The sequence below is a fragment of the Enterobacter sp. Lyrl_3 genome (assembly GCF_051948675.1).
Lineage (GTDB): Bacteria > Pseudomonadota > Gammaproteobacteria > Enterobacterales > Enterobacteriaceae > Enterobacter > Enterobacter cloacae.
In genome coordinates, this window is the sequence record NZ_JAYJLI010000006.1 from 117,605 (window position 1) to 131,875 (window position 14,271).

The following is a 14,271-nucleotide window of genomic DNA, read 5'->3' on the forward strand; positions in this document are numbered from 1 at the left end:
GTGTGTGGCTTGATGCCCTCACCCCGACCCTCTCCCACGGGGAGAGGGCGCAAACATTAAAAACGGCAACCTGAGGTTGCCGTTTTGCTTTTACCTACCGCCACCCGGCTTTTCTTTGCACTACTCTTCATAGTAATTATAAATCCCCGCCGCCATCACCAGCGTTGAGGCGACTTCGTAGGCTTTCTCACGCCCGACCAGCAGGTCAATAATCTTTAAGCCAAAGTCTATCGCGGTACCTGGCCCTTGGCTGGTGAGCAGGTTGACGCGCGGATCCCAGACGACGCGTTTATCCACCCACTGCTCTTCCGGGATGGTCTCTTTCAGCCCCGGGAAACCGGTCATGTTTCCGATGGGAAAGATATTATGCGGAACCAGCACGGTACCGGCGGCGGCACAAATGGCAGCAACGATACGTCCCGACAGATGAAACTGTCTGACGGTTTCGACTAACAGAGTGCTGTCGCGAAAATACTCCGCCCCTTTCAGGCCGCCGGGCAGCACGATGATGTCATAGTCCCCGTCGGCCACCTGTACCAGTGGCGCATCCGCGAGGAGTTTCACTCCTCGGGAGCAGGTAATAGCCAGGTTGCCATCGCTGGCGACGCTGGCGGTGGTGACCTGAATACCGCCACGCACCATGATATCGATGGTGGTGACCGCTTCAGTCTCTTCGCTACCAGGGGCGAGGCAAACCAGTGCCGACGCGCTCATATTCACTCTCCTTACGTTTTACCAGGTCATACAGGCGGGCGTTTTCCGGCACAGTGATACCGTGTGCGCGGGCGCGTTTTAACAGATAGCCGGTGATGTAGTCGATTTCCGTGTGGCGTAGCGCCCGAACATCCTGCAACATGGATGAGATATTTTCTGCCGTACTATCAATAACCTGCTCGACATAATAGCGTAAATCATCCGCCGATGTGTGTAAGCCTTCACGCTCGATCACCGAGGCGACCTCGGCACAGAGGGGGGCAACCTCCTGCGGATGGTGCTTCAGTTCCCCGTTCGGGCAGTCCCACAGCGCCGTCAGCGGATTGATCACACAGTTAACGGCCAGCTTACGCCACAGCTGAGGGCGAATGTTGTTGTGCCAGGCCACGTCCGGAAGCACCGTTTGCAGGGTGTCTGCCAGATAACTGTAGTCGCCATCCTGGTCCCGGGCAGGTCCAATATGCGTGACGCCGCTGGCGACATGCACAATGATATTGCCGTCACGGCGTGCGGCGTGCGTGGTGGTGGCCATCAGCAGCGGCTGCACAATGCTTTTCAGTTCATCAATCGTCCCCATGCCGTTATGCAGCAATAAAACGGGCGACGTGGGGGGAAGCTGGGCGGCCAGCGCTTTTACCGCATCTGAAACTTGCCACGCTTTGAGCGTCACCAGCAGCAGGTCGCTATGCGCCAGGAAATCAGGATCGTTCGCGGTGAGGGATTCGTTAAAGATACTTCCGTCTTCACCAATCAGGTTTACACTGCAATAGGGCTGAGGTACGCGCAGCCAGCCCTGAACTTCGTGTCCGTGCTTGCATAGGGCGGTCAGCCAGAGTTGACCAAGGGCTCCGCATCCGAGCACTGTAATTTTCATTGTTCCTCCTCACCTGCAACTGCGCCAGGTGTTACGGCCTAAGTATAGCGCCGTCAGCTAAGCTTCTGTTGAGTTATGCCTCGTAGCGGGTATTATGCAACGCAACAAAAATGAAGGGAGAAGAAAAGATGCCATCTTTCGATATTGTTTCCGAAGTTGATATCCAGGAAGTTCGCAACGGCGTAGAAAACGCAACCCGCGAAGTTGAGTCACGTTTCGATTTTCGTGGCGTTGAAGCCTCGTTTGAGCTGAACGATGCCAATAAGACCATTAAGGTGCTGAGCGAATCTGATTTCCAGGTCAACCAGCTGCTCGATATTCTGCGTGCCAAGCTGTTAAAACGCGGCATTGAAGGGACCTCGCTGGATGTACCGGAAGAGTTCGTGCACAGCGGTAAAACCTGGTTTGTTGAAGCCAAACTGAAGCAGGGCATTGAGAGCGCGGTTCAGAAGAAAATCGTTAAGCTCATCAAAGACAGCAAGCTGAAGGTTCAGGCGCAGATCCAGGGCGAAGAAATTCGTGTTACCGGAAAATCCCGTGATGATCTGCAGTCCGTCATGGCGCTGGTGCGCGGCGGCGATCTGGGACAACCGTTCCAGTTTAAAAACTTCCGCGATTAAAACGAAAAAGCCCGGTTTAACCGGGCTTTTTTTCAGGCTTTCAGCGCCTGTTCAACTTCAAAGCGGTTTGTCACCTTACTGTCTATTTTGACATACGCGCTGCGCTCTTCTGCCGCGAGAAGCACTTCACTCACGCCCTCTGTCGATGCAAGACGCTGTTTCAGCGCATCGTTGATCTCAACGCCGTCAGGAATTTCTACCCGCAGGCTACTGACGTAGCGCGGCTCTTTCATGGTACCGGCAACCAGCAGCCAGACCGTCGCCAGCAGTGCGCCTGCGAGGAAGACGGTTTGGGAATCAAACAGGCCGTCGACCCAGCCGCCGAGGGCACCGCCAATGGCCACGCCGATGAACTGGCTGGTGGAGTAAATCCCCATCGCCGTGCCTTTATAACCGGCAGGGGATTCTTTGCTGATCAGCGACGGCAGCAGGGCTTCCATCAGGTTAAACGCCAGGAAGAAGAGCTGCACACCGGCAACCAGTTCCCAGAAGTGGGGGCCAGCGCCCCAGAGCACGATCTCGGCAATCAGCAATACCGCCACACAGCCAATGAAAACGCGCTTCATTTTGCGCTTCACTTCGGCATAGATAATAAACGGTACCACCGAGACGAACGAAATCACCATCGTCACCAGATAGATTTTCCAGTGTTCTGCCGCCGGGAAACCTGCGGCAGCCAGTTGACCGGGCAGGGCGACAAAGGTCGACATCAGCAGAATGTGCAGACACATAATGCCGAAGTTAAGCTTCAACAGGCGCGGCTCAACCAGTACCTTGCTAAAGCAGCCTTTGACCATCCCGGATTCACGGTTGAGGACGTGGTTTTTGCTGTCCGGTACCACCCACAGCGTTAAGGCAATACCGATGGTCGCCAGCACGGCAATCATCCAGAACAGGGCGTGCAGGCCAAGCGTGTGGGTAATAATGGGGCCGAGCACCATCGCAATCGCAAACGTGACGCCAAAGCTCACGCCGATAAATGCCATCGCTTTGGTACGGTTCTGTTCACGGGTTAAATCCGACAGCAGCGCCATCACGGCGGCGGCAATCGCGCCGGAGCCCTGCAGGGCGCGGCCAAGAATAATTCCCCAGATGGAGTGGGAGAGGGCGGCGATGATGCTACCGAGCACAAAAACCAGCAAACCACCGACAATGAGCGGCTTGCGGCCGACGCGGTCAGAGAGCAGACCAAACGGGATCTGGAATACCGCCTGAGCCAGACCATAAATACCAATCGCCAGGCCAATCAGCGCTTCGCTGGCGCCCTGCAATGCCATGCCGTACGTGGTCAGAACAGGCAGGACCATAAACATGCCAAGCATCCGTAGCGAGAAAACAGTCCCTAAACCCCAGGTCGCACGCAGCTCGCCCGGTGTCATTTTATAATCGTTCATTGCCACCTCAATTCAAAAGCAGGCCATAGTGTAGTGCGGGGAAGGGGCGGGGTAAATAAAGGGTTATTTAACAAATATTACATGCGTTATTGATAGATTCAGTGAATAAAAAAGGGTGCCGAAGCACCCCTTTATTCACCTGTTGTGGCTTACCAGACGTAAGTCAGCAGGTTATGCGAATCCGGCACCATAAAGTCCACAGACATCATCACGGACAGCGAGGTGATGGCAACAATCGAGAACACAAACAGTTTGCGCGCCCAGACTTTGTCATCTTCCACTTTGTAACCGCGCAGGGCCATACCGAGCCACCAGACGCTTACCGCTGCGGCCACCGCCAGATATTTATACCCGGCGTAACCCCCCAGCGAGAGCATCAGCGTTGCCACGGCAAAGGCGATGATGTACAGCGTGATGTGGTTCTTGGCAACGGAAATACCTTTCACGACCGGCAGAACCGGAATGTTCGCTGCCTGATAATCCTTAAAGCGGAAAATCGCGATGGCATAGGAGTGCGGCATCTGCCACAGGCTAAAGATAGCCAGCAGGATCAGCGCACCGCTGTCGAACTCGTTCGTGACGGCGCAGTAGCCAATCACCGGCGGCGCAGCGCCGGAGAGAGAACCAATCAGCGTGCCGTAGACGGAGTGACGCTTCATATACAGGCTATAGACGCCCACATACACCACGAACCCCATCACCCCCAGCCAGCAGGCCAGCGGGTTAGCACCAAACCACAGGAGCATAAAGCCAGCAATACCCAGCAAGGTGGCGTACACCAGCGAGACGGAAGGGGCGATCAGGCCTTTCACCAGCACCCGATTTTTGGTCCTTTCCATCTTCTTGTCGATATCCATGTCGATGTAGTTGTTAAATACACAACCGGACGCAACAACCAGTGACACACCGACCAGCGTGTAGATAAAGAGGGTGTAATCAATGCTGCCTTTGGAGGCCAGCAGGAACCCTCCGATCACGGAGATCAGGTTGCCAAAGATGATGCCTGGTTTCGTTACTTGCAGGTATTGCTTAAACATACTCGCCGCTCTTAGTGAACCATCATGTTGTAGTTAAGGTTCCACATAATCCAGATGGAACCGACTACCAGGATAGCGATGATAATCACGGTAAAGATGAAAGCCGTCATGTTCCAGCCTTCATCGGACTTGGTGTTCATGTGCAGGAAGCAAACCAGATGCACCAGAATCTGAATCACCGCGGTCACCAGGATTGCACCCAGAATAACCGGCTTAGACGCAGAACCGCTCATCACCATCCAGAACGGGATCACCGTCAGGATGATCGACAGGATAAAACCTGTCATGTAGGTTTTTACGCTACCGTGGGAAGCGCCATGATCGTTTGAATGACTCATTACATCGCCCCCATCAGATAGACAACAGAGAACACACAGATCCACACCACGTCCAGGAAGTGCCAGAACAGGCTCAGGCACATGATACGGGTACGGTTAGTGCTGGTCAGGCCGCGACGGGAGATCTGGAACATCAGAACCGCCATCCAGATCAGACCGGAGGTCACGTGCAGACCGTGGGTACCGACCAGCGCGAAGAACGCAGACAGGAAGCCACTGCGATCCGGCCCGAAGCCTTCCATAATCAGGTGATGGAATTCATAGATTTCCATCCCAATGAATCCAGCACCAAACAACCAGGTCAACGCCAGCCAGGAGACAACCTGGCTCTTGTTGTTTTTGTACATGGCGATAGCCGCCATGCCGTAGGTGATGGAGCTGAATAACAGCAGTGCGGTTTCAACCAGAACGAACGGCAGTTCAAAAATGTCCTTGCCGGTCGGGCCGCCCGCTGTGCCGTTCACCAGAACGGCATAGGTTGCGAACAGACAGCAGAACAAAATGCAGTCGCTCATCAGGTAGATCCAGAAACCGAAGACTTTCGTCGGTCCTGTATCGTGGTGCGCATGTTCATGCGCGTGGGCAGTCGAGTGCGCCAGAGTATCAGTTGCCATTTTTCAGCCCCGCTTTAGAAATCTCGTCGAAATGCTGATTTTCCAGCTTTTCAACTTCACGGACTGGTACGTAGTAGTCCACGTCCTCGTCAAAGCTCTTCACAATCCAGCTGATTACGATGCCAGCGAAGCCAACAATCGCCATCCACCAGATGTGCCAGATCATTGCGAAACCAAATACCGTTGCGAAAGCGGCAATCACGATGCCCGCTGCGCTGTTTTTCGGCATATGGATCTCTTCGTAATGGTCAGGTTGCTTGTACGCTTCACCTTTTTCTTTCATTTCCCAGAATGCATCACGTTCGTGAATGTGCGGCACTACGGCAAAGTTATAGAACGGAGGTGGAGAAGAGGTCGCCCACTCCAGCGTACGGCCACCCCATGGGTCACCGGTCAGGTCGCGGTTCAGGTTACGGTCACGGATGGACACGTAGTACTGAATCAGCTGGCACAGGATACCGCAGGCAATCAGCGCGGCACCGCCCGCTGCAACCATCAGCATTGGGTGGAACTGCGGATCGATCTGCTGGCTCAGACGACGGGTCATACCCATGAAGCCCAGCACGTACAGCGGCATAAATGCTACGAAGAAGCCAATGATCCAGAACCAGAACGCGCGTTTACCCCATTTCTCGTTCAGCGTGAAGCCGAACGCTTTTGGCCACCAGTAAGTCACGCCAGCGAAGCAGCCGAAGACCACGCCACCGATGATAACGTTATGGAAGTGCGCAATCAGGAACAGACTGTTGTGCAGAACGAAGTCAGCTCCCGGTACCGCCAGCAGTACGCCGGTCATCCCACCTACGGAGAAGGTGACGATGAAGCCGATGGTCCACAGCATCGCTGAGTGGAACACGATACGGCCTTGGTACATGGTGAACAGCCAGTTGAAGATCTTCACCCCGGTAGGGATGGCGATAATCATGGTGGTAATACCGAAGAAGGCGTTTACGTTCGCGCCCGCACCCATAGTAAAGAAGTGGTGCAGCCAAACGATGAACGACAGAACGGTAATACAGACGGTTGCCCACACCAGAGAGGTGTAACCAAACAGACGTTTACGCGAGAAGGTTGCTGCGATTTCGGAGAACACACCGAAGACAGGCAGAACCAGAATGTACACTTCCGGGTGACCCCAGGCCCAAATCAGGTTGATGTACATCATCATGTTGCCACCCATGTCATTCGTGAAGAAATGGGTGCCCAGGTAGCGGTCCAGGGTCAGCAGCGCGATGGTGACGGTCAGAATTGGGAAGGATGCGATAATCAGTACGTTGGCGCACAGAGATGCCCAGGTAAATACCGGCATCTTGAACATGGTCATACCAGGTGCACGCATCTTCAGGATGGTCACGAAGAAGTTGATACCGGTCAGGGTGGTACCGACACCGGAGAGCTGAAGCGCCCAAATCCAGTAGTCAACGCCAACGCCCGGGCTGTACTCAATTCCTGACAGCGGTGGGTAAGCCAGCCAGCCGGTCTGAGCGAATTCGCCCACGCCCAGTGACAGGTTAACCAGGATAACGCCGACAACCGTAAACCAGAAGCTCAGGTTGTTCAGGAACGGGAACGCAACGTCGCGCGCGCCAATTTGCAGCGGAACGACAACGTTCATCAGACCGATAACCAGCGGCATCGCCACGAAGAAGATCATGATAACGCCGTGAGCGGTAAAGATCTGGTCGTAGTGGTGCGGTGGCAGGAAGCCGGCTTCACCCGCAGACGCGAGTGCCTGCTGGCTACGCATCATGATCGCATCCGCAAAGCCACGAATTAACATGACGATACCGACGATGCAGTACATGATACCGAGTTTTTTGTGGTCAACCGAAGTCAGCCACTCGTTCCACAGGTAGCTCCACTTACCGAAGTAAGTGATCAAGGCCAGTAAGGCCGCGCCACCGATGATAATGGCAGCCACCGTAACCATGATAATCGGTTCATGGTAGGGCACTGCATCCAGTGTCAATTTTCCGAACATTTTCTTCCTCGGCCCCTTAGTGAGCGGTTTCCGCGTGGCTCATGTCCATGCCTTCCATACCTTCATGCGCGCTATGCTCGCCTTCAGGCTGGGTCATGTCCATGCTCTTGCCGTGATCCATAAATTTGCCAATAACGTCTTTGAACAAATCAGGTTTCACGTTAGAGAAGTACTCCACCTTGTTGTATTCGCTAGGTGCAGCCACTTTTTCGAACGCCGCCATGTCAGACATGGTGTTTGGAGACTGCTTCGCTTTTGCAACCCACTGGTCGAAAGCGGCACGGTCCGGCGTCGCAATAGCTTTGAACTTCATACCTGAGAAGCCCGGGCCGCTATAGCTGGCGGAGATACCATCATAGGTGCCTGCTTCATTCGCGATCAGGTGCAGGTTGGTCTGCATACCGGCCATCGCGTAAATCTGGCTACCCAGACGTGGGATGAAGAAGGAGTTCATTACGGAGTTGGAGGTCACTTTGAACTGAACCGGAGTGTTCGCCGGGAAGGCGATTTCATTCACGGTAGCAATGCCCTGCTCTGGATAGATGAAGAACCATTTCCAGTCCATGGAGACCACTTCGATGGTAATTGGTTTTTCATCGTGAACCAGCGGTTTGCTTGGCTCAAGTGCGTGAGTGGTTTTCCAGGTCAGCACAGCGAGGAACAGGATGATTAGAATAGGAACCGTCCAGACCACAGCTTCCACTTTATTGGAATGTGACCAGTTAGGGCTATACTTCGCATCTTTATTGCTCGCACGATACTTCCAGGCGAAACCAACAGCCATCAAAATGGCTGGAATAACCACAATCAACATCAGGCCAAATGCCGTCAGTATCAGTGAACGTTGTTCCAGTCCAATCTGTCCTTTGGGGTCAAGTAGTGCAGAATCGCAGCCACTGAGTAATACAGTGCCTGCGAATAATGACAACCATCCCAAACTTTTATTGTATTTCCTGAGTCTCATTTAACGACCTCAATTCCACGGGAGTCTGGTGGCGTTTAAAGTGTGGGGGCATTTTACGGGAAGGTTACATTACTGTAAACATCATTAGGCCTGTGTCAGGAAGGTGTTACCGGGTTCTGCCGCACGTGTCACAAGTGTTGCAAATTATGTCGGTTTTTATGACCGAAGCCGCATGGCATGGGCTTTATAACGAAAGGACCCCCAAGCATACCCTAAAAGGGGCAATTGGTATAACCATTGTTAAAAATAAACAAAAAATTAACAATTAATTATCAATAAAAAGACAATTAAAAAACGAAAATTCAATCTTTCCTAAGCTGAATCGTTTAATGAAAAATAGCCTGAAAGAAATGGCTCCAATAATTTCCGAATCCTATCCCGCACAAAACAACAAATATTTTTTTTAGCGTTTGTCGGTTATTTCACCGTTATAATTTCGGCCGGTGATTACAACGGGAAATAACCTTTCGCTTTTATCTTCAGGTTGTCTGCGTTTTACGCAGAGCCAGAAAATCGAGCAGCCCACCGAGCAGGATCCCGACGACCGCCAGCAGGGCGCCGACATCAAGGAGAAGGGCTTCAAGAGGAAGCACCAGGGGGGTAGTGGCATTGATGATAAGCACCACGAGCCATAACCCCAGCGCCAGACATCCCACCATTAACAGGCGTAGCGCAAAACGGTAGGCGCGCTGATATTCCGTTCGCGGCATAAAGTGTTCTGTTCGCTGGGTATATTCCAGCGTCTGGCGGCAGACCAGCAACAATAAAATGCCTGGCACGGCTGCAACCACGGAGAAGAGATAAAACGTTGGCCAACCGTGCGCTTCAACAAACCAACCGGCAATCGGCCCCACATATACGCGGCCCACGGCAGAAAGCGCCGAGAGCAGGGCGAACTGCGTTGCAGAAAACGACTTGTTGCAGAGCGTCATCAGCAGGGCCACAAACGCCGCAGTACCCATTCCGCCACACAGGTTCTCAAAGAACACTGCTGCCGCCATGCTAATCATATGTTTATCGGTAATCGACAGCAGCCAGTAACCCGCGTTAGACGCCCCCTGCAGAATGCCGAAGATCAGCAACGCCCGGAACAAGGTCAGGCGCTGCATCAACACGCCGCCGTAAAGTGCGCCGACGATAGTGGCAAAGAGCCCGAGGGTTTTGTTAACCACTCCCACTTCACCGGCATCAAACCCGACGCCGCGGATCAGGAACGTGGTGGTCAGGCTCATCGCGAAGGCATCACCCAGCTTATAAAGGACGATGAGCAGCAGGATCAGCCAGGCATTGTTGCGGCCAAAGAAATCACGCAGCGGTTCGGCAACGGCCTGCTCCAGAGAACGGGGGACCGGGATCACGTCGCTCGGTTCAGGGGCGAGGAGGGTGGCAATAATGCACGGGATCAGCAGGGCGGCCATCAGCCAGTACATGCCCTGCCAGCCCAGATAACGGTCAGCCAGCCACAGCGCCAGCCCACCAGATACCAACATGCCGAGGCGATAGCCCAGCACGCTGATGGCTGCACCGGCTCCACGCTCTTCTGCGGGTAACACGTCCGTTTTCCAGGCATCAAACACGATATCCTGTGACGCGGAACAGAAGGCGATCACCACCGCAAGCGCCGCCATCCAGCGAAGCTGTGTCGACGGCTCAAGGAATCCCATGGCGGCAATGGCCAGCAACAGCAGGACCTGCGTCATCACCAGCCAGCCACGACGACGGCCCAGGAACGGCGGGGTGTAGCGATCCATCACCGGCGACCACAGGAACTTAAAGACATACGCCTGGCCGACGAGCGAGAAGAAGCCAATGGTTTTGAGATCGATATTCTCAACCGTCATCCAGGCCTGCAATGTGCCGGAAGTGAGCGCGAGGGGTAAACCGGAGGCAAAGCCAAGGATCAGCAGAATGGCTGATTTGGGTTGCTGGAAAATGCGTAAGTAATGACTGGACATGTTCTTAAAAACTGACCCGGTAAAATACCGGGTCAGTCAGCAGGATTAACGCGCGTTTTGCTTGATAAAGTCGTGAATGCTGGTGTCCTGCGCCATATCGGCGATGGTATCGGTCAGCACGCTGTTTACGGCGTTAGCAATGTTCTGGTTAGAAGCCTGGAAAGCACCTTCTACGGAGTAGCTGGCGCGATAGTTTTTGGTCATCTTGTTGCCGTTCTTCGCGGTAGCGATGATGGCGATGTCCGCTTTGGTGGAGATGTTGTAGCGCACGTTACCCTGGGAAACGTCAGCGTACAGGTTGTTAACGATGATCTGCAGATCAACCGCGCCGCTTGGGCCAATCATGTAACCACGAGAGGTCATCTGTTTCTCCAGCACTTCCTGCAGCAGGAAGCGCAGGTCACGGGAAGCGGTCAACGTTACCAGCTGGTTGTCGCGGGTCACTTTCGCCAGGGCCTGATCCTGACGTTGATCGGCACCGTTAATGCTCACGGTCACGCCCATCAGGCTTGGATCCTGCTGGGGCAGCGTGATTTTTGGTGAGACATCAATGGTTGTTGGCGGGGTAGCGCAGCCTGCCAGCATAAAGAGGGCTACCAACGGAAAGAAGAGTTTTTTTAACATTTTCGGGTTCTCAACGAATCGTAAGCATAAAGAGAGAAAAATTGCCGCCATCATAACATCGCTAACGGCCAGGGGAAGTGGTCAACGCATGTAAATTCATCGCCTTGTCTGAAAACTGACCAGTTCGCCCTTTTTCTCAACCTGTGTGTGACAAAACGTATGAGCCTCACAGTGAACTTCATTCGTTTGAATGAGAAAATAAGACGAAAGCTAAATATTTGTTGTCTTGTTGTAATGGAACCGGTAAAAGCGGCTAACATTTAAAGGGATGGGTGACATCCTGGCGTTGTCGGAGGAGTAATTTCATGATGATACGTGAGCAGATAGAAGATAAATTAAGGGCAGCGTTCAACCCTGTGTTCCTCGAAGTCGTCGACGAAAGCTATCGTCATAACGTGCCGGCAGGTTCTGAAAGCCACTTCAAAGTGGTTCTGGTTAGCGATCGCTTCACGGGAGAACGCTTCCTGAACCGACACCGCTTGATCTACAGCACCTTGACGGAAGAACTCTCCACAACCGTACATGCGCTGGCATTGCATACCTACACCATTAAGGAGTGGGAAGGCTTGCAGGATACGGTTTTTGCATCCCCGCCTTGTCGCGGTGCAGGCACCATCGCCTGATAAATCGGATTTGCAACCGCTGGAGTTTTTCCAGTATGTTGCTTACAGATTTCCTCAAAACGGCCTTCGGGCCGTTTTGTTTTGTCTGAGTTTTGAGCGGATGGTGTGATTTTAAGGCTAAAAATAGCCTTAAAGTGTGAAAAAAGCCGCAGCAACATGCCCCAACCGTTCTCGACTCACCTAAGTGATGCCGCTATAATGCCGCGTCTTATTGAATGTCTTCGGGATGATTCTGGCGACAGGGAATGTGAATCTGCACTAAGAGAGCATCCCGGTAAAACAGACAGATTCAGAGTTGACCGAGCACTGTGATTTTTTTGAGGTAACAAGATGCAAGTTTCAGTTGAAACCACTCAAGGCCTTGGCCGCCGTGTAACGATTACTATCGCTGCTGACAGCATCGAAACTGCTGTGAAAAGCGAGCTGGTCAACGTAGCAAAAAAAGTACGTATTGACGGCTTCCGTAAGGGCAAAGTACCAATGAATGTTGTTGCTCAGCGTTATGGCGCTTCCGTGCGTCAGGATGTGCTGGGTGAACTGATGAGCCGCAACTTTATCGATGCGATCATCAAAGAAAAGATCAATCCGGCCGGTGCGCCGAACTACGTTCCAGGCGAATACAAACTGGGCGAAGACTTCACCTACTCTGTAGAGTTCGAAGTGTATCCGGAAGTAGAACTGAAAGGTCTGGAATCTATCGAAGTTGAAAAACCGATTGTTTCCGTGACCGACGAAGATGTTGACGGCATGCTGGATACCCTGCGTAAGCAGCAGGCTAACTGGAAAGAGAAAGAAGGCGCTGTTGACGCTGAAGACCGCGTCACCATCGACTTCACCGGTTCTGTAGACGGCGAAGAGTTCGAAGGCGGCAAAGCGACTGACTTCGTACTGGCAATGGGTCAGGGTCGTATGATCCCGGGCTTCGAAGACGGTATCAAAGGCCACAAAGCGGGCGAAGAGTTCACCATCGACGTGACCTTCCCTGAAGAGTACCACGCTGAAAACCTGAAAGGTAAAGCAGCGAAGTTCGTCATCAACCTGAAGAAAGTGGAAGAGCGCGAACTGCCAGAACTGACTGAAGAATTCATCAAGCGTTTCGGCGTGGAAGATGGTTCTGTTGCCGGTCTGCGTACTGAAGTACGTAAAAACATGGAACGCGAGCTGAACGGCGCTGTGCGTAACCGTGTGAAATCTCAGGCTATTGAAGGCCTGGTGAAGGCGAACGAAATCGACGTTCCAGCTGCGCTGATCGACAGCGAAATCGACGTACTGCGTCGTCAGGCTGCACAGCGTTTCGGTGGCAACCAGCAGCAAGCGATGGAACTGCCACGCGAGCTGTTCGAAGAGCAGGCAAAACGCCGCGTTGTTGTTGGTCTGCTGCTGGGCGAAGTGATTCGTACTCACGAGCTGAAAGCTGACGAAGAGCGTGTGAAAGGCCTGATCGAAGAGATGGCTTCTGCATACGAAGATCCATCAGAAGTTATCGAGTTCTACGGTAAGAACAAAGAGCTGATGGACAACATGCGTAATGTTGCCCTGGAAGAGCAGGCTGTTGAAGCGGTACTGGCGAAAGCGAAAGTGACCGAAAAAGCGACCTCTTTCAACGAACTGATGAACCAGCAGGCGTAATTTCGCCCCGAAGGTTTAAAGTTTGAACAAAAACCCGTTGCCTTCCGGCAACGGGTTTTTTTTATCGCACCAATAGCCCAGGAAGGGTGCTAAAACGCCCTTTCGGTGTTAGCGTAACAACAAAAGGTTGTTATGCTTGAAATAGGGCAATGTAAACCCCATAAGTGTGTAATCAGATGAATGAGACTGGCTGATAATCCGTCCGTAAGGTTACAATCAGTACAGCAGGTGTTTTCAATTTTGATCCAGGAGACGGAAATGTCATACAGTGGCGAACGAGATAACTTTGCACCCCATATGGCTCTGGTGCCAATGGTTATTGAACAGACCTCACGTGGTGAGCGTTCTTTTGATATCTATTCCCGTCTGCTCAAGGAACGCGTTATCTTTCTGACCGGCCAGGTGGAAGACCACATGGCGAACCTGATCGTGGCGCAGATGCTGTTTCTGGAAGCGGAAAACCCGGAAAAAGACATTTACCTGTACATTAACTCCCCAGGCGGCGTGATTACGGCAGGTATGTCCATTTATGACACCATGCAATTCATCAAGCCTGATGTGAGCACTATCTGTATGGGTCAGGCAGCATCTATGGGGGCCTTCCTGTTAACCGCAGGGGCAAAAGGCAAACGTTTCTGCCTGCCGAATTCCCGCGTGATGATTCACCAGCCGCTGGGTGGTTACCAGGGGCAGGCGACGGATATCGAAATCCACGCCCGCGAAATTCTGAAAGTAAAAGCGCGCATGAATGAACTTATGGCGCAGCATACGGGTCAATCTCTTGAGCAGATCGAGCGCGATACCGAGCGCGATCGCTTCCTCTCTGCTTCAGAGGCAGTTGAGTACGGCTTAGTCGACTCCATTTTGACCCATCGTAATTGATGCCCGCGACTCGAGTGTGCCG

General features: G+C 52.9%; 14 protein-coding genes. 4 read left to right on the plus strand and 10 right to left on the minus strand.

The window, feature by feature from the left end; genetic code table 11:
• Positions 1–120 precede the first annotated feature (120 nt).
• Together yajL and panE are read right to left on the minus strand one after the other, a co-directional pair.
• Positions 121–714, minus strand: coding sequence for a protein deglycase YajL (yajL, locus tag VF709_RS13585; RefSeq protein WP_023622463.1), 594 nt, complete (start codon positions 712–714; stop codon positions 121–123).
• Positions 677–1,588, minus strand: a complete 912-nt coding sequence (panE, locus tag VF709_RS13590) for a 2-dehydropantoate 2-reductase (RefSeq protein WP_095427863.1) — start codon at positions 1,586–1,588, stop codon at positions 677–679. Before panE ends, yajL begins: the two co-directional genes overlap by 38 nt.
• Before the next feature lie 128 nt (positions 1,589–1,716).
• On the opposite strand from panE, the gene VF709_RS13595 reads away from it, so the two are divergent.
• Complete coding sequence (locus VF709_RS13595; protein WP_008503327.1) at positions 1,717–2,208, plus strand: YajQ family cyclic di-GMP-binding protein; 492 nt, start codon at positions 1,717–1,719, stop codon at positions 2,206–2,208.
• Positions 2,209–2,240: 32 nt separating this feature from the next.
• Here VF709_RS13595 and VF709_RS13600 read toward each other — a convergent pair whose 3' ends face one another.
• The 8 genes from VF709_RS13600 to VF709_RS13635 all read right to left on the minus strand — a co-directional run bounded on the left by VF709_RS13600 (position 2,241) and on the right by VF709_RS13635 (position 11,115).
• Positions 2,241–3,602 (minus strand): MFS transporter, encoded by a 1,362-nt coding sequence (locus tag VF709_RS13600; RefSeq protein ID WP_097534047.1) that lies wholly within the window; start codon positions 3,600–3,602, stop codon positions 2,241–2,243.
• Positions 3,603–3,751: 149 nt separating this feature from the next.
• On the minus strand, positions 3,752–4,639 hold the full coding sequence (gene cyoE / locus VF709_RS13605; protein WP_013095848.1) for a heme o synthase: 888 nt from the start codon (positions 4,637–4,639) through the stop codon (positions 3,752–3,754).
• Positions 4,640–4,650: 11 nt separating this feature from the next.
• On the minus strand, positions 4,651–4,977 hold the full coding sequence (locus VF709_RS13610) for a cytochrome o ubiquinol oxidase subunit IV (RefSeq protein WP_006176899.1): 327 nt from the start codon (positions 4,975–4,977) through the stop codon (positions 4,651–4,653).
• A complete protein-coding gene (locus VF709_RS13615) occupies positions 4,977–5,591 on the minus strand; it encodes a cytochrome o ubiquinol oxidase subunit III (protein WP_003859057.1) in 615 nt (204 codons plus the stop codon). Before VF709_RS13615 ends, VF709_RS13610 begins: the two co-directional genes overlap by 1 nt.
• Positions 5,581–7,572 (minus strand): cytochrome o ubiquinol oxidase subunit I, encoded by a 1,992-nt coding sequence (gene cyoB / locus VF709_RS13620; protein WP_013095850.1) that lies wholly within the window; start codon positions 7,570–7,572, stop codon positions 5,581–5,583. Before cyoB ends, VF709_RS13615 begins: the two co-directional genes overlap by 11 nt.
• A 16-nt stretch (positions 7,573–7,588) precedes the next feature.
• Entirely contained in the window at positions 7,589–8,536 is a 948-nt protein-coding gene (gene cyoA, locus VF709_RS13625) for a cytochrome o ubiquinol oxidase subunit II (RefSeq protein WP_013095851.1), read from the minus strand.
• A 479-nt stretch (positions 8,537–9,015) separates the two neighbouring features.
• Complete coding sequence (gene ampG, locus VF709_RS13630; protein ID WP_038985373.1) at positions 9,016–10,491, minus strand: muropeptide MFS transporter AmpG; 1,476 nt, start codon at positions 10,489–10,491, stop codon at positions 9,016–9,018.
• Between the two features lie 45 nt (positions 10,492–10,536).
• A complete protein-coding gene (locus VF709_RS13635; RefSeq protein WP_013095854.1) occupies positions 10,537–11,115 on the minus strand; it encodes a lipoprotein in 579 nt (192 codons plus the stop codon).
• A 305-nt stretch (positions 11,116–11,420) separates the two neighbouring features.
• Here VF709_RS13635 and bolA point away from each other — a divergent pair, with 305 nt between their 5' ends.
• The 3 genes from bolA to clpP all read left to right on the plus strand — a co-directional run bounded on the left by bolA (position 11,421) and on the right by clpP (position 14,249).
• A complete protein-coding gene (bolA, locus tag VF709_RS13640; RefSeq protein ID WP_013095855.1) occupies positions 11,421–11,738 on the plus strand; it encodes a transcriptional regulator BolA in 318 nt (105 codons plus the stop codon).
• A gap of 330 nt (positions 11,739–12,068) precedes the next feature.
• Positions 12,069–13,367 (plus strand): trigger factor, encoded by a 1,299-nt coding sequence (gene tig / locus VF709_RS13645; RefSeq protein ID WP_013095856.1) that lies wholly within the window; start codon positions 12,069–12,071, stop codon positions 13,365–13,367.
• A gap of 258 nt (positions 13,368–13,625) precedes the next feature.
• Positions 13,626–14,249, plus strand: coding sequence for an ATP-dependent Clp endopeptidase proteolytic subunit ClpP (gene clpP, locus VF709_RS13650; RefSeq protein ID WP_013095857.1), 624 nt, complete (start codon positions 13,626–13,628; stop codon positions 14,247–14,249).
• The last annotated feature ends 22 nt before the right edge of the window (positions 14,250–14,271 follow it).

Bases quoted from the DNA above. Each gene is read 5' to 3' on its own strand.
- yajL (WP_023622463.1), bottom strand. From the start codon at position 714: ATGAGCGCGTCGGCACTGGTTTGCCTCGCCCCTGGTAGCGAAGAGACT.
- panE (WP_095427863.1), bottom strand. From the start codon at position 1,588: ATGAAAATTACAGTGCTCGGATGCGGAGCCCTTGGTCAACTCTGGCTG.
- VF709_RS13595 (WP_008503327.1), top strand. From the start codon at position 1,717: ATGCCATCTTTCGATATTGTTTCCGAAGTTGATATCCAGGAAGTTCGC.
- VF709_RS13600 (WP_097534047.1), bottom strand. From the start codon at position 3,602: ATGAACGATTATAAAATGACACCGGGCGAGCTGCGTGCGACCTGGGGT.
- cyoE (WP_013095848.1), bottom strand. From the start codon at position 4,639: ATGTTTAAGCAATACCTGCAAGTAACGAAACCAGGCATCATCTTTGGC.
- VF709_RS13610 (WP_006176899.1), bottom strand. From the start codon at position 4,977: ATGAGTCATTCAAACGATCATGGCGCTTCCCACGGTAGCGTAAAAACC.
- VF709_RS13615 (WP_003859057.1), bottom strand. From the start codon at position 5,591: ATGGCAACTGATACTCTGGCGCACTCGACTGCCCACGCGCATGAACAT.
- cyoB (WP_013095850.1), bottom strand. From the start codon at position 7,572: ATGTTCGGAAAATTGACACTGGATGCAGTGCCCTACCATGAACCGATT.
- cyoA (WP_013095851.1), bottom strand. From the start codon at position 8,536: ATGAGACTCAGGAAATACAATAAAAGTTTGGGATGGTTGTCATTATTC.
- ampG (WP_038985373.1), bottom strand. From the start codon at position 10,491: ATGTCCAGTCATTACTTACGCATTTTCCAGCAACCCAAATCAGCCATT.
- VF709_RS13635 (WP_013095854.1), bottom strand. From the start codon at position 11,115: ATGTTAAAAAAACTCTTCTTTCCGTTGGTAGCCCTCTTTATGCTGGCA.
- bolA (WP_013095855.1), top strand. From the start codon at position 11,421: ATGATGATACGTGAGCAGATAGAAGATAAATTAAGGGCAGCGTTCAAC.
- tig (WP_013095856.1), top strand. From the start codon at position 12,069: ATGCAAGTTTCAGTTGAAACCACTCAAGGCCTTGGCCGCCGTGTAACG.
- clpP (WP_013095857.1), top strand. From the start codon at position 13,626: ATGTCATACAGTGGCGAACGAGATAACTTTGCACCCCATATGGCTCTG.